Source organism: Paenibacillus sp. 1001270B_150601_E10 (assembly GCF_015558675.1).
GTDB lineage: Bacteria > Bacillota > Bacilli > Paenibacillales > Paenibacillaceae > Paenibacillus_B.
The window spans coordinates 940,664-961,838 of record NZ_JADMOL010000001.1; the positions used below are offsets into that span (position 1 = coordinate 940,664).

Annotated in this window: 19 protein-coding genes and 1 pseudogene; 6 read left to right on the plus strand and 14 right to left on the minus strand. The window is 44.2% G+C overall.

Features of this window, described 5'->3' with window-relative positions; all coding sequences use genetic code 11:
- Window positions 1-7: 7 nt before the first annotated feature.
- A complete protein-coding gene (locus I2H74_RS04295) occupies window positions 8-829 on the minus strand; it encodes an undecaprenyl-diphosphate phosphatase (protein ID WP_420707417.1) in 822 nt (273 codons plus the stop codon).
- A gap of 236 nt (window positions 830-1,065) precedes the next feature.
- Between I2H74_RS04295 and I2H74_RS04300 the strand changes: the two genes are divergently transcribed.
- Window positions 1,066-2,151, plus strand: coding sequence for an HD-GYP domain-containing protein (locus tag I2H74_RS04300; protein WP_324253998.1), 1,086 nt, complete (start codon window positions 1,066-1,068; stop codon window positions 2,149-2,151).
- An 88-nt stretch (window positions 2,152-2,239) separates the two neighbouring features.
- Here I2H74_RS04300 and I2H74_RS04305 read toward each other — a convergent pair whose 3' ends face one another.
- Both I2H74_RS04305 and I2H74_RS04310 read right to left on the minus strand, forming a co-directional pair.
- On the minus strand, window positions 2,240-2,992 hold the full coding sequence (locus I2H74_RS04305) for a TraX family protein (RefSeq protein ID WP_195571920.1): 753 nt from the start codon (window positions 2,990-2,992) through the stop codon (window positions 2,240-2,242).
- Between the two features lie 226 nt (window positions 2,993-3,218).
- Complete coding sequence (locus tag I2H74_RS04310; RefSeq protein ID WP_195571922.1) at window positions 3,219-4,391, minus strand: GNAT family N-acetyltransferase; 1,173 nt, start codon at window positions 4,389-4,391, stop codon at window positions 3,219-3,221.
- A 302-nt stretch (window positions 4,392-4,693) separates the two neighbouring features.
- Here I2H74_RS04310 and I2H74_RS04315 point away from each other — a divergent pair, with 302 nt between their 5' ends.
- Entirely contained in the window at window positions 4,694-5,053 is a 360-nt protein-coding gene (locus I2H74_RS04315; RefSeq protein ID WP_195571924.1) for a hypothetical protein, read from the plus strand.
- A gap of 355 nt (window positions 5,054-5,408) precedes the next feature.
- Here the strand turns inward: I2H74_RS04315 and I2H74_RS04320 are convergent, their stop codons facing one another.
- The 7 genes from I2H74_RS04320 to I2H74_RS04350 form a co-directional block, all read right to left on the minus strand.
- Complete coding sequence (locus I2H74_RS04320; protein WP_195571925.1) at window positions 5,409-5,861, minus strand: YehR family lipoprotein; 453 nt, start codon at window positions 5,859-5,861, stop codon at window positions 5,409-5,411.
- A 661-nt stretch (window positions 5,862-6,522) separates the two neighbouring features.
- Entirely contained in the window at window positions 6,523-7,920 is a 1,398-nt protein-coding gene (sufB, locus tag I2H74_RS04325) for a Fe-S cluster assembly protein SufB (RefSeq protein ID WP_195571927.1), read from the minus strand.
- A 44-nt stretch (window positions 7,921-7,964) separates the two neighbouring features.
- The gene (gene sufU, locus I2H74_RS04330; RefSeq protein ID WP_195571929.1) at window positions 7,965-8,384 is read right to left on the minus strand and encodes a Fe-S cluster assembly sulfur transfer protein SufU; all 420 of its coding nucleotides are present in this window, start codon (window positions 8,382-8,384) and stop codon (window positions 7,965-7,967) included.
- Window positions 8,371-9,597 carry a cysteine desulfurase gene (locus tag I2H74_RS04335; protein ID WP_195571931.1) on the minus strand — a complete coding sequence of 409 codons (1,227 nt, stop codon included), beginning with the start codon at window positions 9,595-9,597 and terminating at the stop codon, window positions 8,371-8,373. The genes sufU and I2H74_RS04335 overlap by 14 nt, the downstream gene beginning before the upstream one ends.
- On the minus strand, window positions 9,594-10,907 hold the full coding sequence (sufD, locus tag I2H74_RS04340; protein ID WP_195571932.1) for a Fe-S cluster assembly protein SufD: 1,314 nt from the start codon (window positions 10,905-10,907) through the stop codon (window positions 9,594-9,596). The genes I2H74_RS04335 and sufD overlap by 4 nt, the downstream gene beginning before the upstream one ends.
- 39 nt (window positions 10,908-10,946) lie before the next feature.
- Window positions 10,947-11,726 (minus strand): Fe-S cluster assembly ATPase SufC, encoded by a 780-nt coding sequence (sufC, locus tag I2H74_RS04345; RefSeq protein WP_195571934.1) that lies wholly within the window; start codon window positions 11,724-11,726, stop codon window positions 10,947-10,949.
- A gap of 361 nt (window positions 11,727-12,087) precedes the next feature.
- Window positions 12,088-12,528, minus strand: a complete 441-nt coding sequence (locus I2H74_RS04350) for a Dps family protein (protein ID WP_195571936.1) — start codon at window positions 12,526-12,528, stop codon at window positions 12,088-12,090.
- 420 nt (window positions 12,529-12,948) lie between these two features.
- Between I2H74_RS04350 and mtnK the strand changes: the two genes are divergently transcribed.
- Window positions 12,949-14,187, plus strand: a complete 1,239-nt coding sequence (mtnK, locus tag I2H74_RS04355) for an S-methyl-5-thioribose kinase (RefSeq protein ID WP_195571937.1) — start codon at window positions 12,949-12,951, stop codon at window positions 14,185-14,187.
- Complete coding sequence (gene mtnA / locus I2H74_RS04360; RefSeq protein WP_195571939.1) at window positions 14,184-15,269, plus strand: S-methyl-5-thioribose-1-phosphate isomerase; 1,086 nt, start codon at window positions 14,184-14,186, stop codon at window positions 15,267-15,269. The genes mtnK and mtnA overlap by 4 nt, the downstream gene beginning before the upstream one ends.
- A gap of 107 nt (window positions 15,270-15,376) precedes the next feature.
- Here mtnA and I2H74_RS04365 read toward each other — a convergent pair whose 3' ends face one another.
- Window positions 15,377-15,682: a YunC family protein gene (locus tag I2H74_RS04365; protein ID WP_195571940.1), complete on the minus strand. Its 306-nt coding sequence runs from the start codon at window positions 15,680-15,682 to the stop codon at window positions 15,377-15,379.
- Between the two features lie 184 nt (window positions 15,683-15,866).
- On the opposite strand from I2H74_RS04365, the gene I2H74_RS04370 reads away from it, so the two are divergent.
- The gene (locus I2H74_RS04370; protein WP_195571941.1) at window positions 15,867-16,355 is read left to right on the plus strand and encodes a hypothetical protein; all 489 of its coding nucleotides are present in this window, start codon (window positions 15,867-15,869) and stop codon (window positions 16,353-16,355) included.
- Window positions 16,356-16,488: 133 nt separating this feature from the next.
- On the opposite strand, the gene I2H74_RS04375 is transcribed toward I2H74_RS04370, so the two are convergent.
- From I2H74_RS04375 to I2H74_RS04385, 3 genes are all read right to left on the minus strand, one after another.
- A complete protein-coding gene (locus I2H74_RS04375; RefSeq protein WP_229106323.1) occupies window positions 16,489-18,153 on the minus strand; it encodes a putative bifunctional diguanylate cyclase/phosphodiesterase in 1,665 nt (554 codons plus the stop codon).
- 141 nt (window positions 18,154-18,294) lie between these two features.
- Complete coding sequence (locus I2H74_RS04380) at window positions 18,295-18,672, minus strand: DUF423 domain-containing protein (protein ID WP_195571943.1); 378 nt, start codon at window positions 18,670-18,672, stop codon at window positions 18,295-18,297.
- A gap of 317 nt (window positions 18,673-18,989) precedes the next feature.
- Window positions 18,990-19,916: a Gfo/Idh/MocA family protein gene (locus I2H74_RS04385; RefSeq protein ID WP_195571944.1), complete on the minus strand. Its 927-nt coding sequence runs from the start codon at window positions 19,914-19,916 to the stop codon at window positions 18,990-18,992.
- A gap of 239 nt (window positions 19,917-20,155) precedes the next feature.
- Between I2H74_RS04385 and I2H74_RS24455 the strand changes: the two are divergent.
- Window positions 20,156-21,175, plus strand: a pseudogene (locus tag I2H74_RS24455) (ATP-binding cassette domain-containing protein); the annotation flags it as partial.

Below are 21,175 nucleotides of genomic sequence, written 5' to 3' on the forward strand. Positions count from 1 at the left end.
ATATTTCTTAACGCATAACGAAAAACCAAAACAATGCTGCAAGCAAAAAGCGATAAACCGCGAAGTGCTTGAGCGTAATTTTTTGAATGTGCTTTAAAAAGAAAACGACGACGGCATAGGCCACCATAAAGGAAATCAGGAAGCCAAGCACAAAAAAACCGATGGCATGCCAATCAAACTGCTTATAAGACTGCAACAGCTCATATCCGCTTGCTGCAAGCATGATCGGAATAGCCATAATAAATGAAAAATCAGCCGCAGCCCGATAGCTTACACGAGATAGCATGCCTCCTGAGATCGTTGAGCCGGAACGAGAGAATCCAGGCCATAGCACCGATATAATCTGATAGATTCCGATCAAAAAGGCTTGTTTATAGGTTAAATCGTCAACGGTTTCCGTGGTAGGGACTCTTTTCTTTCTGATCCATTCCGAGAACCACATGAAGCCTCCTCCTACTATCAAGGCAAGCAGGACCGTCTCGGCACTAAAGAGTTCCTTAATATAATCCCTTGCAAAATAAGCCGTTAGTAAAGCAGGGGTAATGCCTAGCAGTATATGAAGGAGATTAAGCTGTTTACTTGGAGCATTTCCTCTCTTCATCGTCTTTGGAGACAAGCCCAGCATTCGACGAATTTGCCCTCTGTATACGACCGCAATGGCAAGGATCGCTCCAAGCTGAATCACAATCTCGAAGGTCTTTAATAGATCACTTTGTTCATCAATTCCCATCAACTTCGCGGTGAGAATCATATGTCCTGTGGATGATACCGGAATAAATTCCGTTAGTCCTTCCACAATGCCTAGCAATATCGCAACAAGCACCGTCAGCATATGGAATGAGCCCCCCTCACATGTAATCTTGTCCATTACTCCATGTGTATCGCAAAGTACGTTCATATATGCCGACAACTCATTATAACCTTGAAATCCGACTTGAATCTATTTTTTTCTTCTCTTATTGGTGTTCCTATATAGAGTTTTTCGGATCTGGAAAATGTTGTTGTACCTGCAACCTAATGTTGATATGATGAACATACACAGATAAAATACCAGAATGAGGAACGGTGGATCGCACAATGCGCATTCAGCTCACAGATGTAAAAGAAGGAGATATTCTCTTAAGAGACATATTCAATGATCATGGGACACTTGTTCTGTCAGCTGGAACGGTACTTAAGTCCAAGGACAGACATTTGCTTGAGCGGCATCAGATAGATCTAATAGATATCATTGAGCGGCTTACGCCTCAGTATTCGATCGACTCGATGGCCGTTGCTGCCGTAAAGCAATCTTCTAAGAATACTTCTAGAGAACAGCTAATCAATCAATACGAGGTTGCTATTCAACATACCAATCTTATTTTCGAGCATGCAGCAGCTGAAGGCATCGTCGAGGATTCAGATATTGAAGAGACCTATTTGCCCCTGCTAAATCAAATTCAGAAGGAAAGAGATGTTGTTTCCTTATTAATGCTTATGAATGGCGAGGAGGATTACACGTATCAGCACTCCATTCAAGTCAGTGTGCTGTCCTTCTATCTAGCCAGCTGGCTTGGTTACAGCGAGGAGGATGCTAAGCGCATCGGGAAGGCTGGGTATCTCCACGACATCGGAAAATGTGTCATTAAGCGCGAGCTCATTAATAAGCCTGGAGCCCTAACAGATGAGGAATTCGAGCAAATCAAGCAGCATACGCTGGCCGGTCAGCAAATCGTTAGCAACAGCTTTGACGACGAATGGCTGTCTCTCGCTGCACTTCAGCACCATGAGCGAATGGACGGCTCCGGATACCCTGTAGGCTTGCAAGGAGACCGCATTCATGAGGTAGCCCGTATAGTAGCAGTAGCGGATGTATACAGCGCCATGATTTCCAATCGCGTTTATCGGAAGAAACAGGATCTTTTTTCCGTGTTAAAGGAAATGCATCAGATGAGCTACAGCCAGCTGGACCCTCACATCACGCATACCTTTATTCGAAAAATGCTGCCAAACTTCCTCTCGAAGCGTGCAAAGCTAAACGATGGGCGAGTCGGCATCATCATTATGAATCATCATACGGAATTTTTCCGTCCGCTGATCCAATTGGATCAACAATTTATCGACTTATCGAAGAATCGATCCATTGAGATCGAGGAGATTATGATTGGATAGCTTGTTAGCCACTTTAGAGTGTATAGAAAAAGAGGGTGTATGATACACCCTCTTTTTTTCATGCAACCACTTTCGTTACCTTCTTTATCTAGTTCGCAATGAAATAGCCAATCATGTAGATCATCCATAGGTGCACCGGGTAAAAGACATAGAACAAATACTTGGACCACTTGGCGCTATAGCCTCGCTTGCCGTTATACAACAGGATGAACGGAAGCGCGAAGATCATCATCCATTGCGGATCGAACAGGAATAACTGTTCATAGCTTAACTGGAATCCTCCGAGTCCCACAATGCTTACTAACAGGACACCTGCCATATAGGCGATGCTCAGGATCCATTTCTTTTTCCGAGCATAATAGAACACGAGCACACAAAGCACGCCATAGATGCTTGCCTCAGTAAAGAGGATGCTTACAGCAGCTGCTCCAACAGCGATCAGCAGTCCTAGGCAAACAAACTTTCCCCCGCCCTGCTCAATCATATGCAAGCCGACCACCAGGATTAGCCCAAAGAATAAAGATAAAAAGATATTATTGTGCAGTCCGATAGGCGACGGAAACATCGAAACGAGAAGCCAAGAACCTGCCGCCATCACTGCGGACCAACCTAAGAGCCTCATCCCATATTTCAAGCGGCTTCTCGTGTGAAAGAACCCTTCTACTAGGAAATAAAAGAATATTGGGCTGACAATACGTCCTGGATATTGTAAAAATACGGGGAACGGCCCATCCATTTGGATCAAAATATACGTATGAACATGGTCAATCACCATAAAGAGCATAGCTATGAGTTTTAGCCAAAAAGCATCTATTCCAAATCCATTTCTTTTTTCTTGCATGCAAATAACCCCCCTGAACGGTATGCCTTCTATAGAACAGGATAGCAAGGATGTACATTCGCTACTATTCATGCACCTTACATGATTCTTACAATCATGTCATTCATCCGCTTGCACTTCCAATTCTGTAAACCTGCACCTCAAACAAAAAAGAGCCGCACCATGTGCAGCTCTCCATCATCATACGTTTATATCTTTTGTAACAACTAGGCCTTACTTTCACAAGTTAAAAGAAATCAGAGAAGAATGGCTGATAGGTTGGAATCAATTGCTCGAGTGCCTCTACCTGCTCTTTAGGACCTGTCAGCTGCTCCAGCTCGTACAGTTCGATTGGGCGTTTATAGCCAAATAGCATTGCTGTTAGAGCTTGTATATCCACGCATAGACCCGTACCCTGAGTCGCTAAAGCTTCTACCTCTTTATCAATGTGTACGTGTCTATTGTCTAACACGAACGTCGTGTTGTTCCATGACGCAGCCTCATCTGTTACATGCAGACTCACAACTGAAGTTTGGTTCTCCCAGGCAAACGAATATTGATCAAGAAAGGCTTTGGCATCTACGATACGGGCCATAAAGTAAGGCCTTAGCTCTGCTGTGACGCGAGGCTCTTGGAGCGTGTGCAATAAGGGTTCCTTCTCATTTAGAATGATTTTGAGCTCATTGATCATCGAATCATGCTGACAGCTAAAGTTCCACAGCCCTTGTCTTGCTTCATGATTGAGCGTTATAAACTCTCTGACGGACATAATGGAATCTTTGACCCGATAAAGCATGTACCCCGTTGCCTCATTTTGTTCATTATAATAAACCGCAGCGGTTAGATTGTCATAATATACGGATTTCCAACGTTCTTCATTTCTCACCAGCATGCCAGCGAACTTCTTTGCATATTGATGGTATACTTCATTTATTTCAGCTGGGTGCGTATCCTTGCGATACAGTTTTACTCGACCCTTAGCCTGTTTCTGCATAACTAAATTAGATTTGTTTATTGTGCACATAAGCCGATTGGAGAATAGCTCATACCCAAATTTCCGATAAAATGAAACCGAAAGCGGATGCAGCATGGAGACGGTGAACCCATCATTCTTCATCGTCAAGAGGACATGCTTCAGCAGTTCTCGAATATAACCGTTTCGTCGGTACTGCGGATACGTTGCAACTCCTGCGATACCGCCCATTTTATAGCGTTGATCTCCAAAGCTCACTTCAAGCGGTAGCAGATGCAATTTAGCTGCTAATTGATCTTCATCGCATATGCCATAGAGAAGATGATGCTTCTTCATATCATCAATAACTTCTTCTACTTCTTCATCATCAAACTTGAATTGAAAGGCGTACTCCGATAAAGCAAGCACATCTCGATAATACTTCTCACCTAATGCAATGACGCTCAAGCCGATCCCCTCCTGCTTTAATGTCTCCCTCAACATAACACACCCAAGACATTCATGCTATCGAGAAGTTAGACATAATCATTCTATCTTGGAGTCCTCTCATCATATAAAAAAGGAGAAGACGAACTAAAAGTTCATATTCTCTCGTATCGCATCCTATTCAGTATGACCTTATATGCTCTCAGTTAGAGCAGAACCTACTCATACATCATGTTTATCATTAACGAGTTATTATATTGACAATATATAGGAGTATGGGTTATGTTCTAGTAGATTTATATCCATAATTTAGGAGGTGTAGAATGAGAAAATTAAAAGTTTTCGGACTTGGTTTACTCATGTTTACGATGGTTGCAGGCATTGCTTCTGCAGACACTATGGTTATGGCTTATGCTTCAGCGGGTAAACAGGCTCAGTCAGAACAACATATTAATGGACAAAACAAAATGGGCAGAATTCAAATTAATGCAAGTGGTTCAGCTTACGGATATTACACCAAACATTGCGGAACAGCAGAACTTGGTGAATTCTTAACAGTACCTTCTGATGGTGGAACTGTTTCACGTGACTTTTATATGTCTTCCAATTGTACTTACTCTGTAGTTGTCGGTAGTGATAGCAGCTTTCCAGCAGTAGGCAGATTGTACGACTATATCCCGTAATAAGTAAACAAAAAATGACCTAGCTTGTTAGAAGTGCCTTCCTCTTGGATTGGCACTTCTTTATATCCACCTAATTATAATAGAATATATAACAATACAAAAAGAGCCGTAGATATAACCCGACGGCTCTTATTCGTTATCTGAATTGTATTTAATTATAACGTACCACAAAGGAAATCCAGGTAATTCCTTTATCATACACCGCATACTCTTAAACATAGAAAAGCCACCAAGGTCATTTAAAACACTTTGGTGGCCTTCCCAAAAAGATTACTAAACGACATAAATGGAAGCTCTATGATTATATTTTTTTCGTAATAGATAAGTGATCATATTATGATGCACTTAATATCTCTTATTTCTTAGTAAACCCATTACTTAATAACATTTCTTCACTTTTCTTCATGCTAACAAAATCAGCTTCTTCAGTATCATCAAACATCGTCCCTGTTAACTCTGATACTTCTTTTAAAGAAGCTTTGCTATAGTCAACTTCAGTCTTTTCTACAAGTTTATCCTCTTGGTAATCAACTTCATGCTTAACTCCTGTTACATTTTCATACTGCTTGGCTAAAGGCTCAATAATTGATTTTGCTTCTTCCTTATCCGCTGCTCCTATCGAAGAATAAGGAACTGTACTATTTGTAGTTTGTTTTGTGACTTTATCATTTTTATAATAATATGTCATCTCTATTTCGGTGCCTTCTAGACTCAAAGTATATGTACTTGACTGCTCTTTAGCACCTCCACACCCTACTAAACCAATGATTAAAATAACTAATGATAATACCCCTAAAACTTTTTTCATAATATCCTCCTTAATCGTATAATGCTTCCATTTTATAAGTATACCAAAAAAAACACCAGATTGATATTAAAATGAAATTACATGGTTGTCATTCCACTCAAGAACATTTTTATTAATCTGTACCTTATTATCTAAAAAGAGCTTTTGATGTCATTGATCACAGTCAATTATTCCATATTCGATGACAAGGGCTGCAATCGATTGCCCCGACAAAATAAATATTCACCATTTTAATTATTTCACACTTTCTTTTTCGACAAATATAAAAAGAGCCTTAAGACATATGGGGTCAATCCTGTCCCAACTTATATCCTCAAGGCTCTTTTTTGGTCTTAGGCACACAAAGACCTTATAAAAGGATCTATTCCCTCATGCTTTTACATCACCAAAAACCCAAGGCCGTATTGGTTATGTGCCACTCCTCCAATTCATAGCAGAGATACTGACAGAGATAAAAAAGAATCCGTATAAACAATATACGGATTCCCTAAAGGTCTATTTTTGTTCGGCGGGCTAACGCCGTACCACTATTCGCATGATCATAAAAAATTCATACCGAAAGAAAGATAGAAGCAATGAGCGTATTCGACTAAACGGTATCAATCTGGTATCTCAAGAATACAAAATACCATCTTTATTAGTTGATACGCCCATATTTATCTTACCCAATAGAGCCTTCCATCTCGAACTTGATGAGACGGTTCATCTCTACCGCATACTCCATTGGCAATTCCTTCGTGAACGGCTCGATGAAGCCCATAACGATCATTTGAGTCGCTTCATCTTCCGTCAAGCCCCGGCTCATGAGATAGAAGAGCTGCTCCTCGGATACCTTGGATACCGTTGCTTCATGCTCAAGCTGAATGTTGTCATTCAGAATCTCATTGTACGGAATCGTATCGGACGTGGACTCATTATCCAAGATGAGTGTGTCACACTTAACGTTTGACTTCGCTCCATCGGAATTGCGTCCAAAGGAAGCTAAACCACGATACGTTACTTTCCCGCCATGCTTCGAGATCGATTTGGAAATAATCGTAGATGTTGTATCTGGTGCCAAGTGAATCATTTTCGCACCTGCATCTTGATGCTGTCCTTTACCTGCAACAGCGATGGAGAGCACGGAGCCTTTTGCACCGCGGCCTTTCAAGATAACAGCAGGATATTTCATCGTCAGCTTGGAACCGATGTTGCCATCAACCCATTCCATGTTCGCGTTCTCTTCGCACACTGCACGCTTCGTAACCAGGTTATAAATGTTTGGAGCCCAGTTTTGAATCGTCGTATAGCGAACACGAGCATCCTTCTTCACGATGATCTCAACCACCGCACTGTGAAGGGAGTTTGTGCTGTAGATTGGAGCTGTACAGCCTTCAACATAGTGAACAAAGCTTCCTTCGTCAGCAATGATCAGCGTGCGCTCGAATTGTCCCATGTTCTCAGAGTTGATACGGAAGTACGCTTGAAGCGGAATTTCGCATTTTACTCCTTTTGGAACATAGATGAAGCTGCCGCCAGACCATACTGCGCTGTTCAATGCCGCAAACTTGTTGTCTGCAGGAGGAACAACGGTACCGAAGTACTCCTTGAAGATCTCAGGGTGCTCGCGAAGAGCTGTATCGGTATCAGTAAAGATAACGCCTTGATCCTCAAGATCCTTCTGCATGCTGTGATATACAACCTCAGATTCGTACTGTGCAGATACGCCAGCAAGGAACTTTTGCTCTGCTTCAGGAATGCCGAGCTTGTCGAACGTTTCCTTAATCTCAGCAGGAACCTCTTCCCAAGTCTTCCCTTGCTTCTCTGAAGGACGAACATAGTATTGAATATCATCAAAATCGAGCTCATCAAGATCGCCGCCCCAACGTGGAGTAGCCATCTTGTTGAATTGGTCCAAAGACTTCAAACGGTATTCAAGCATCCATTCCGGCTCGTTCTTAATCTTGGAAATCTCTTTTACAATCTCCGGAGTTAAGCCTTTACCCGACTGGAACACCGCTTGGTGATTATCGCGAAAGCCATATTTGTACTCTTCCATTTCAGGCATTTTCTTCGCCATCGCTTAAGCAACCTCCTATTCGTGTACGAAGCCGTACACCTGTGTTATTGCTGTTCTACACCTTTGCGAAGTGCATTCCAAGCTAAAGTCGCACATTTAATACGTGCAGGGAATTTATTTACGCCAGACAAGGCTTCAATATCTTCGTATTCTTCAAACTCAACGTCTTCGCCCTTCACCATTGCAGAGAATCGATCCGCAAGGTTCAGCGCTTCTTCTACGGTCTTTCCTTTTACCGCTTCTGTCATCATCGAAGCACTAGACATGCTTATGGAGCATCCTTCTCCTGTATATCGTGCATCCTTGACAACCCCATCCTCAAGGATGAGCTGGAGCGAAATTCGGTCTCCACATGTTGGATTGTTGAGGGCAATCGTTACAGCATCAGCATCAAATGTACCTCGGTTACGGGGCTTTTTATAATGATCCATGATGACGCGACGGTACAAATCATCCAATTGCATCGCTAAAGTACTCCTTTGTCTCCAGAAGGGCTGACACCAACTGGTCAATATCTTCTTCTGTATTGTACAGATAGAAGCTAGCACGAGCAGTTGCACTCACCTCAAGCCATCTCATCAATGGCTGGCAGCAGTGATGTCCTGCGCGAATAGCAACGCCCTTCGCATCCAGAACCGTAGCCACATCATGTGGATGAACCTCATCCAAATTGAAGGTTACGAGGCCAACCCGATCGTGATCAGGTCCATAAATCGTAATTCCGTCAATCATTGACAATTTATCATATGCATATGCAGCAAGCTTGAGCTCATGCTGATGTATAGTATCAAGTCCAACCTCTTCAAGGAAGTCGATTGCTGCTCCAAGCCCTACAGCTCCGGCAATAATCGGCGTACCGCCCTCAAAGCGCCACGGCGCATCCTTCCAGGTTGATTCGTGTAGGTCAACAAAATCAATCATCTCGCCACCAAACTCGATCGGCTCCATGTTCTGAAGCAGTGACTTTTTCCCATAGAGTGCGCCAATACCAGTTGGACCACACATCTTATGCCCTGAGAAGGCAAAGAAATCACAGTTCAGATCTTGAACATCGATCTTCATATGCGGTGCGCTCTGAGCACCATCAACGACCATAACAGCACCATGGCGATGGGCAATTTCGGCAATCTCCTTCACAGGATTCACTAAACCAAGCACATTCGATACATGCATGATCGATACAATTTTCGTACGAGATGTAATCGTAGCCTCGACATCCTCTAACGAGATCGTGCCATCATTTTGAAGTGGAAGATATTTGAGCGTTGCACCAGTTGCTTTCGCAGCCTGCTGCCATGGGATCAAGTTGCTGTGATGTTCCATTGGCGTAATGACAATCTCATCTTCTGGCTTCAAAACCGCTCTAGCATAAGAGGAAGCAACCAAATTTAGCGCAGTTGTCGTTCCTCTTGTGAACACGATCTCTTCAGGGCTCTTGGCGTTTAAAAAGCGAGCCACTTTTTCACGCGCTCCTTCGTAAGCGTCCGTTGCACGTGAACCTAGCGTATGCACACCACGGTGCACGTTTGCATTATCCCATTCGTAATACTTCTTGATCGCATCCAACACACGACGTGGCTTCTGAGATGTCGCTGCACTATCCAAATATACTAGCGGGTGCCCGTTCACTTCCTGATTAAGTATCGGAAACTGCTCACGAAGTTCGCGTCCTATCATTGTCCTAACTTCCTTTCAATGTACCGCTTGAGCATCGCTTGAAGCTGCTCATTTGGAATCTCCGATACAACCGGAGCCAAGAATCCACGAATAATCAAGTTCTCAGCATCCTCGCGGGAGATACCGCGGGACATCATATAGTAAACTTGTTCCTGATTGACTTGACCAGCAGATGCTGCGTGTCCTGCTGTAACGTCATCCTCATCGATAAGGAGAATGGGGTTAGCATCTCCGCGCGCTTTCGGGCTCAGCATGAGCACACGTTCCGTTTGCTCGCCATTTGCCTTCGTTGCACCCTTCTCGATCTTCGTGATGCCATTGATAATGGAGGAAGCTTGTTCGCGCATAACCGCACGCGTAATCATCTGGCTGTCAGAGCTCTTGCCGACATGCACGGCTCTTGTCGTCAGGTTAAGCTTCTGCTCTCCGTTGCCAACGCAGATTATCTTAGCGTCGGATGTGGAGCCATTGCCTTGAAGGATGGAAGTCGTATCCGAGATGGTGTTGCCATTGTGCATCTCTCCCACGATCCACTCGATGCCGCCATCTTGTTCTACTACAGCTCTGCGGTAGGACAGATCAATTGTATCTTTGCTCATATGGTGGATGGATGCATACGTTACCTTCGCGCCAGGCTTCACGAATACTTCTACAACTCCGTTATGAACAGAAGCTTCTGTCGTTTCGGAAGAAATGTAGCTATCCACATAATGAACGCGGCTGTTTGTGTCCGCTACGATCAACACATGCGGTGCAAACGTTGCTTTGTCATCCTCTTGATAGAATATCGCTTGAAGTGGAATCTCGATCTCCACGTTGCGAGGAACATACAAGAATACCCCACCATTCCACAATGCTGCATGAAGAGCTGCTACACGATGCTCATCTGCCTTTAACGCTTGCATCAGATAAGGCTTCACAAGCTCCTCGTGTTCACGGGTTGCAGTCTCTAGGTCGGTAAAAATAACACCTTGCTGCTTCAATTCTTCTTCCAATTTTGTATAAATAACATTGGAATCTACTTGAACCAATACGTTTTTCGCTTGAACCTCTTCAGAAGATTGAAGAATCTCCTTCACAGCTGCTGGAAGCTCAGAAAACTGAGCAACATTCGCTTTGTTCGAAGCCGTTCCGTATGCATCAAGATTCCAACGATCAATTTTAGTCTTCTCAGGCTTAGGATTCTCTAATTGTGCTGCTATCTCCAATGCTTGCAAGCGCAGCTCGGCTAACCAAGCCGGCTCATTCTTGCTGTTGGAGAGAGCCGCGACCGCATTGCGGTCTACAGGTAATACGATTTCAGTACTCATCGGTCTATCGCTCCTCCTGTCTCGTCATTTATGAACGGACTATTCTTGTCCTACTGTTTCGTCAGTGATGCCTAGCTCTTCTTTTACCCAATCATAGCCTTCAGCCTCCAGGCGTTCAGCAAGCTCAGGTCCGCCAGACTTCACAATTCGTCCTTGCATCATAACGTGAACGAAATCAGGCTTCACATAGTTCAACAAGCGTTGATAGTGAGTGATGATTAAGAATCCGCGTTCCTCGTTTCTCATCTCATTAACGCCGTTTGCAACAATTTTCAAAGCGTCGATATCAAGGCCGGAGTCAATCTCGTCCAATACGACGATCTTAGGCTCAATCATCATCATTTGCAGAATCTCATTACGCTTTTTCTCACCGCCGGAGAAGCCTTCATTGAGATAACGATGAGCAAACTCATCATTCATATCAAGAGCCTTCATCTTACCTTCCATTTGGCGGATGAACTTGATCAAAGAGATCTCGTTGCCTTCACCGCGGCGAGCGTTGATCGCACTGCGAAGGAAGTCAGAGTTTGTTACCCCAGCGATCTCGCTTGGGTATTGCATCGCAAGGAACAGACCCGCACGAGCGCGCTCGTCTACTTCCATCTCAAGCAAATCTTCGCCGTCCAATGTTACTGTACCGTCCGTTACTTCATATTTAGGATGCCCCATCAATGCGGAAGCAAGAGTACTTTTACCCGTTCCGTTAGGCCCCATGATTGCGTGGATCTCTCCACCTTTCATGCTGAGGTTGATACCTTTAAGAATTTCTTTACCCTCAATAGTCGCTTTCAGACCATTAATGACGAATTCAGTTGCCATGTGCGCTGTACCTCCAAATATCATGGTATATTCTTAACTTCATGGTGAATTTGCTTATGAGAAATCACGGATTAAAATTGATTTCTATAAAATTTATCACATTGTAGTTATTATAAAGTGATTCTCAGTGATTCTCAATACAATTTTAAAGCTTCCTCTCGCGCTTTTCAACTTTCGCGCTTTATTTTCAGCATGTTACCACACTTTTTTACAAAATCTCAGGGATATAATTTCCTATTTTCATAAGCGGGCAACATTGGAACGCCGCTATCGCTTGATCATGTTCAATTTTTATCCGTTCAAATTCAAAATAAAAGCGCATCCTCTAAACAAGGATGCGCTTTGCGCTTATGATATGCACTTAGCCGATATATGCTTCAAGCATCCATACATGCTTCTCGTATTCGGATTTGATTCCCAGGAATACGTCGCTTGTTGCTTCGTCGCCTTGCTCTTGAGCAAGCTCCATCACTTCGCCGAACTCTTTTGCGAGTTGTTTGAAGTCAGCGATCAGATTTTTAACCATTGTGTCCGCTGCATCAGAGGAGTTACCTTCTTGAAGTGTTGTATGCTCCAGGTATTCCTTCATTGTTGCATATGGCTTTCCACCGATCGTAAGCAGGCGTTCTGCTACTTCGTCCATGTTTTCGGTTACTTCATTATAGAATTCCTCAAATTTCTCATGAAGCGTAAAGAACATATGACCTTTAACATACCAGTGATAGTTATGAAGTTTGACATAGAATACGTTAAGATTAGCAACTTGTTGATTTACGATCTCTTGCAATGTTTTTTGTTTCATAATTGTTACCTCCATTTTCACTCATCCTTTACTTTATTAATTACTTGTTGATAATAATTCTAATCTAAAAGTAATTATCAATCAAGTATTTTTCAGAAATTTTTCTCTGAAATTTCTTCCAGAACCGAGCATTCTCAAATGAATACTTGATTCTTCGCTGCTGCTATTACATATCGAGGCCTCTTGCAATCCATGATGAATGGCTCAGAGAAAATTTGACCATATTATTGGAACTTTTCCAATGATCTATCGCACTATACGTTAGTTACCCCATCAAGTAAGCGGTGAATCAAACTTAAATTCTACGATTTTGCAAATAAAGTATTTTAATAGGCAAAAAAATCCTATATACTAAATCGCAAAACCTTTTTACCAATTCTAACCTAGATGAATGATTCAATGAGAGGAGTGCTTGCGCTCATGTCCGAAACAGCTTACCGTCCTCTAAGCAATGCAGATGCCATTGCCATCGCTCGCGATATTACGGACTTGTTTGACGCAGATGCTGAGTTGCAGTGCCAAGAGATTGGCGATGGCAATCTAAACTTAGTATTCCGCGTCTTCACGAACCCCGTTCAGGGAGAACCAACCAAAAGTATTATTATCAAACAAGCACTTCCTTATGCAAAGGTTGTCGGTGAGTCTTGGCCATTGTCCCTTGATCGTGCCCGCATCGAAAGCGAAGCGCTTGTCAACCAGGGAACGCTCGTTCCACACCTCGTGCCGAAGGTGTATGGCTACGATAAAGAGATGGCTTATACCATCATGGAAGATTTGAGCGATCATGTTATTATGCGCAAGGGGCTGATCGAAGGACATACCTATCCGATCTTTGCCAAACACATTGCAGATTTCATGGCATATACGCTCTTCTATACATCGGATCTTGGCATGAATCAGCAGGAGAAGAAACGAATGGTAGAACGCTTTATCAACCCTGATCTGTGCAAGATCACAGAAGATCTGATTTTTGATGATCCCTATACGGTATCTGACAATAACAATATCAACCCTGCCATTGCAGACGCACATGAGCAATTATGCAAGGATGAAACGCTTCAACTTGAGGTTATGCTGCTAAGGGAGAAATTTTTGACTCAAGCGCAGGCACTTCTTCATGGTGATCTTCATACAGGAAGCATCTTTATTACACCTGAGTCCACCAAGGTTATTGATCCAGAGTTTGCTTACTTTGGTCCGATGGGCTTTGACATAGGAGCTGTATTTGCAAATCTTCTATTAAATGCTGCCGGGCAAGAATACTGGATATGCGATGAGAAGAATCGCGAGGAGTACCGTCACTATCTGGTTCATACCATTAAGGATATTTGGAATCAATTCCATGATCAGTTCCTTCAATTATGGAGGGCGCATGGCGTGGATCGTTTGTCTCATAACCAGCCGTATCAGGAACTGTACATGCAGCGTCTGCTACAGGATGCAGCTGGGTATACAGGCTGTAAAATGATTCGCCGCATCGTAGGCTTGTCGCATGTCGCTGACATTGATACGATCCCTGATCCAAAGGCAAAGGAGCAGGCTGAAAGACTTGCACTTCGTATTGGAACGTCGCTCGTCAATGCGAACCGCAAACTTGAACAGATCGATGAGCTTCTCGTTATTTGTGAATCTGCATTCAAAGGAGTATATACTTCATGACACAGCAACTAGACACCTATAATGAAACCCTTGTTTCCGTACGGTGGACGGAAGATACGCTGGAGCTTCTAGATCAACGAGTGCTTCCAGGTCAGATCGATTACTTGAAGCTGACAGAGGTTTCCCATGTATGGCATGGGATTCACGAGCTTGTCGTAAGAGGAGCGCCGGCAATCGGCATCGCTGCAGCATACGGCGTCGTGCTCGGTTCCCTGAATAAGGGGGCTCAAGCTCGAGAGCAGTGGCTTCAACAGGTCCTCGCGGATGCTGAATATTTAGCAACCGCTCGACCAACCGCCGTAAATTTATTCTGGGCGCTCGATCGCATGAAAGCGAAGGCACAGGCGCTTGTTGAAACATCTATTCCTGTTGAAGAACTGAGTGCCCATTTGCTTGAAGAGGCACAGGCGATCCATCTTGAAGATGAAAGAGTGTGCCGAAGTATTGGGGAACATGCTGTAACCTTGTTTGAAGACGGAATGGGTGTCCTCACTCATTGCAATGCTGGCGGACTTGCTACGGCCCGTTACGGCACAGCATTAGCTCCAATGTATATTGCGAAGGAACGCGGCATGGAGCTTCGTGTATACGCAGACGAGACACGACCTGTGCTGCAAGGAGCACGACTCACAGCTTTCGAGCTTCAGCAAGCTGGCATTGATGTAACTCTTATCTGCGACAATATGGCTGCCATGGTCATGAAAAAAGGACTCATACAGGCCGTAATCGTAGGTACGGATCGTGTAGCAGCCAATGGCGACGTTGCAAACAAGATTGGAACCTATGGGGTCGCTGTTCTGGCTAAGGCCCACGGGATTCCGTTCTATGTGGCTTGTCCGGTATCTACGATTGATATGGACACTCCTCATGGCGATCTCATTCCGATTGAAGAGCGGAATGAAAGCGAGATTACTGAAGCGTTCGGAACAAGAACGGCTCCTCAGGGAGTTAAAGTCTATAATCCCGCCTTTGATGTCACACCGAATGAGTATGTTACAGCGATCATTACAGAGCACGGCATCCTTAAGCCGCCATTCCATCAATCCTTGCAAGCTTTAATGGAGAACCTTAAAGCCAAGTAAGCTGCAACTTTATGATCGATTGGACAAATAGAAAAAGACAGTATCCTGCGCGGATACTGTCTTCTTTATGTTGATATTCATCACACGGCGATTCGACGCTATTGAGCTTAGCTTAACATTTTCAACAAAGCATCCTTGCCTGTCGTTCCGGCTACGATGCCGATACGCTCAGCTTCAATCGTAACGGATTCAAGTGGTGCTTCCAAAAGCTGCTCCAATGTGCGAACACCGACTGCACGTCCTGCGATAATGCCGCGATCATGCAGCTTTTCGTTCAGCAAGCCCACATCCAAAGCACCACACATAATATATCCACAGTCTGTCGTAATCGCTAAGAGGGTCGTCTTGGGAAGCAGTACCTCAACACCAATCACTGTTTGGCCTTCTATGGTAATAGGAACAACTGTAACCAAAGCAAGATACCTCCTTCGTTGACATTGACATATTACCATATGCAATTATCCACAAATGGTGTATCTCAAAATTTGGATGATTTCGAAATTCAATTTTAGTACCATAGAACTATTAATTGTCGACAATAATTCATAATATAATGGGTATTATTACTTATAATGGCGCTGGAGGTATTAGGAATTCATGTCCATATCATCACATTCTGGAAACTTAGGGTCTACTTTCAAATTGAACATCGATGTTTTAGTAAGAGGAAACTCCAATGCCGAGGTTAAGAAAAAATTGTTCCAATTGCTTCGTGCAAATCCAGAAGTTCTAGATATTCATATTCACACACGTGCAGAGCACCACGATACCAAAGAATGCAAACATTCACCTACTGTTCAGAAAACGCATACAATTGCGAATCAAGCCCCTCCAACTGCTTCCATGCGTCAGGACGAACCCTTACATTCGATATCCATTGAGGTCGAAATCGGAAGCTACATTAAAGACCAAACCTTGGTACGTCTTGAGGTCAATAAAACGAAAGGGGTGCGCCTAAGCATTCCAGCTCGTATATTGAACTATGATCCGTCAAATCTGCTGCTAAATGTATATCATGTTGACGAGAAAATGGTCTACGCCTTTCACTTATATGAGATTGAGAACATGACCCCTTATTCCCAATAAGGGAGACTGCACATTATAGTTAAAGCGCATTAAAAATAAACGACATAGCAAGCCGCAGCTCGTGTGATTGGGTATCGAAGCTGCGGCTTTATATTCTGTCGTTATGATTGCTTATGATCATAGGATGAATCAATCAAGCGCTCTGCTTCCTAAGCATCAACTCAAAGGATGGCCCTGGAAGCGGCGGGCTAAAGAAGTAGCCTTGAATCTCATCACATGCATGTTTTTGTAAAAATTGAAGCTGTTCATACGTTTCTACACCTTCTGCGATAACCTGCAAATTCATCTGGTGACCAAGCGCAATGATCGCAGATACGATTGCCGCATCATTCGGGTCCTGCTTCAGATCACGCACGAAGGACTGGTCAATCTTCAAGCGATTGATCGGGAAGCTCTTCAGATAATGGAGCGAGCTGTATCCCGTTCCAAAGTCGTCAATGCTAATCGCTACGCCGAGCTTTTTCAATTCACTTAATACATGTCTTGCTCGAGTTACATCGAGCGTCATGGTTTCTGTAATCTCCAGGTCCAGATACTGGGCATGAAGACCGGTGCGATCAAGCACCTGCTTTACCGTATGGGGAAAATTTGATCGCTCGAATTGTCGAACGGACAAATTAACGGATACCGGTATGGGCGGTAATCCCTCACTCTGCCATTTCTTATTCTGATTGCAGGCTTCCTCAAGCACCCACTCCCCTAAAGACACGATAAAGCCATTCTCCTCTGCTAAAGGGATAAATTCTCCAGGAGAGATGAGTCCGCGAACAGGGTGATTCCAGCGCACAAGCGCCTCTACCCCGGTAATGCGATTATCCATATCAACCTGCGGCTGATAATATAATTGAAATTGTCCTTCGATCAGGCCTTGACGCATCTCATGCTCTAGCGTCAACTGCTTTAACGCATGGTTCTCCATTTCCGGAGAATAGAACAGATATCGACTGATTCCGCTCTTCTTGAGACGAGACAACGCGAGTTCAGCCTGCTGTAGCAGCACAAAAGGAGTGCTCCCCTTCCCACCCTCGGCCTCTACTCGAGTTACGACCGCAATACTCATCGTAAGATGAATCGGTACGTCTCGAATGAGGAATGGTTCATCCATGCACCCTAGAAAATTCTCCACTTGCTGTACAAGCTGCTCCTCGAACTCAATACCCGTTACCAAGCACGCAAATTTGTCGCCTTGCATCCTTGCTACGATATTATGACTGTTCGCGACACGTACCAGCCTTGCTGCAATCTGCATAAGCAGCATATCCCCAATATCTGGGCCAAAGGTCTCATTTATACGTTTGAACCGATCCAGATCCATTAATAGCAGTGCGGATTCCTGGTCCTCCTTCGGTTCATTTACTGCATCTTCAAGCCTTTTCATAAACATGCTTCGGTTCGGCAGACCTGTAATGTCATCGTAGAATGATAAATAATTTAGACTCTCGGTCATATGCCGATTAGGAACGGCATCCTGAACACAGATAAGCACTTCATTCCCTTGATTCTGAATCGGAATCAAATGGACAAGCCATTCCCGGTTGTATCCGCGCTCACCATTGCCAATCAACGTAAGCTGAAGCTCCACTTGTGAAGCTGCAACTTCCTTAGCTGCCTCCAGTAAACGATCCTGTTCAAATTCTAACCATTCATCCAATAAGAAAGGCCCATCAGAAGCCATTCCCATCTCTTTGCGGAAGGATCGATTTGAACATCTTACCGTTCCATCAAGCAGCATGCGTGCTGCCGCAATTGGCAACCGTTCGAACACCCCATTGTCCGTATTTCCCTTGTGATGAAGCATGAGGTTAGTCCTCCCATAATCGAACTTCCAACATTGGGCAGAATCAATCATCCGCCTCTATATGTATCTTAAGATAGGTTGTCATAACCCATGGAACAGCTAGCTACATCTTCATCTGTATGAACATCAAGCGGCTCATCGTTATTTTCGCAAGCGAAGAGCAGCTGCAAACAGCATGATCCAGCCGACGATAAACGAGACGCCGCCAATTGGCGTAATAGCGCCTAGTACTCCAATGCCAGATAGGCAGAGAATATATAGGCTTCCCGAAAAGATTAATATACCTATCCATATGAGCCGTAGGGACCATAATAATTGCTTGGATTCATTGAATCTATCGGCAAACATCGCGATAATTAACAGCGCTACGGCATGAATCATATGGTATTGTACCGCAGTCTCCCATGTTGCCAGACGTTCAGGCGTTAGATGTGTTTGTAAAATATGTGCGCCAAAGGCACCAAGAGCAACCGCTGCTGCCATATTCAAACTTCCGATCATTGTATAGCGACGCAACATGCTGTCCACCTCCTGTCGTTAATCGACAATTTTTTACGTATGCTCGGTATTATCTTATATGAAAATTTGTTCATTTTCCACATATTCTTATATGAGCCTATATAATTTTATCCAGATAATGGTTGAAATATTGCATTTGAAATCATGTTTCATGAAGTTACTTTACAAGAGTTGTGATTGTCGCTAGACGTTATTCTAATCAAAAAAATCATGGTAGTATCACCTAGAGGCTGGCTGTCATTCCTTTTCTACAAAAAAACCTTGCTTCGTTCTTATACCAACTCAGAACGGAGCAAGGCCTGTAATCAAATAACTCTTTATCTCTTCGTTAATTGTTCAATAAGCACATGTGTGTCCCATACTCGCTCGCCTGCAATCGAGCACTGCTCCGGGGCATCCAGGGATGCAATAAAGTGATCAATAATGCCCGCAAAGCCTCTTCGTTCACTAATGGTTTCCCAGCTTCCAAAGCCAAAGCTCTGCTCTCCCGTGCTCCGGTCCGCAGCTATTGCATGCTCGAGGTTGGTAACCGCTATAGAACGTCCACCGCCATGAAGCTCTACACGCTCCATATCCTTGCCAGCACGCCGATTCATACTGAATACGGCCGCAGCACCTCCATCGAATTGAAGCGTACCTGTAGCGTGCAGCAGACGCCCGTTATCGTCCTGCTGATTCAGCATGGATGTTAGCTCATGCGGTGCTGCACCCATCCACAGCAAAAGATCGATCATATGAATGAGATCGTCATAGAAGGTTTCCTTCATGGAGAGCTTCTGCTGGCGTGTACGATGCTTCTCGGCAATAAGAAGATCGAATCCGCCCGCCTCATCCATCCATTCCTTTGCCTTTAGATACAATGGAGCGAAGCGGCGGTTGAATCCGACAGCAAGAAGACGGTCCGTTGCTCTCGCCGTCTCTATCATACGTCTGGATGCTTCAATATCATAGGATAACGGCTTGTCCACATACACGTGAACCCCCTTCTCCATGCATCGGCATACGATGTCTTCATGCGTGTCGGTCGGGGTATGTACAAATATCGCATCCAGCTTCTCATGGAGCAACTCATCAAGCTCTGTATATTTATTAGAAATACGGTACCGCTCCCCAACATCCTGAACCGTTTCCGCCGTTCGAGCAGCAATGCCAACAATATCAACTTGGGGGTGTGAGGCAAGCACAGGCAAGTAAGCTTTTTTCGCGATATCCCCAAGACCAATGATTCCAACTTTTTTCTTCATCTTCTCCACTCCATTCCACTTTACGCTTCAGTCCTAGTATACATCAGGGAGAGGTTATCCCATCAAGCCGTGTTTTGAACGTTGCAGATTCAACGTCTGGCACTAAGCTTCATAACCATCATTGGTTATGATTACCGCTCGCTATGTCCTTGACACCTGACACCCTGTCATATATAGTGAAAACCACAACATGACACCTTGTCATATCACACTCCTTACAGCAAGAAAGGTGATGCTCATTGAACATTCTAGAACTCCAGCAAGTCTCGAAGAGCTATAAGCTGGCCGATAACCAGACTTATCCCGCTCTACGCGACATTAACATTGCATTTCAAAAGGGTGAGCTGGTCTCAATCATCGGCGAGTCCGGAAGCGGCAAGTCCACATTAATGAACCTAATCGGCGGCTTGGACTCCAACTTCAGCGGCAAGCTATTGATTGAAGGCCGCAATATCGGAGAATTCAGCAGCAAAGAGCTTGATGCCTATCGTAAAAACAAGGTCGGCTTTGTATTCCAAAGCTTTAATCTCATTCCTCATCTATCTGTCCTTGATAATGTCACGATTGCGATGACCTTGTCTAACATCAGCAAGAGCGAGCGTGTCAAGCGAGCTCAAGAAATACTTACGGAGGTTGGACTAAAGGATCATATCAATAAGAAGCCGAATCAGCTCTCTGGTGGTCAGAAGCAGCGCGTAGCCATTGCACGCGCTCTAATCAATGACCCAGATATCATTGTTGCAGACGAGCCTACAGGCTCTTTGGACTCGGAGACGACCGAGCAGATTCTTGAGCTTATCACAAACATCGCTCGCAAGGGCAAGCTCGTCATCATGGTTACTCACTCCGAGAAGGTCGCTAACCACTCAAGCCGCGTCGTCAAGATTGCAGATGGCCAGATTGTAGATGATCGAAAGGGAATTGATATTGGCCGTTCTCCTTCAGAGCGATCCATGATCAATAAGGACAAGCAGAATCTAAGCATGGGTTCCGCGATCAAGCTCGCGCTTAATAATATGAAGGAGAAGATGACGCGCAACGTGCTCATCTCGATCGGGGCAAGCATCGGGATTACAAGCGTCATCTTGATGCTAGCTCTCGGCAATGGCGTGAAAGGCTATGTTACCGATCAAATGAACAGCATGACGAACCCGCTTGTCGTTGAGGTGAATATGCCGGTTCTGGAGGAGACAAAGGATAGCAATCAATCGGCAGCCAATGCGCAAACGCCATCCGAGATGCCTCAAATGGATCCGAGT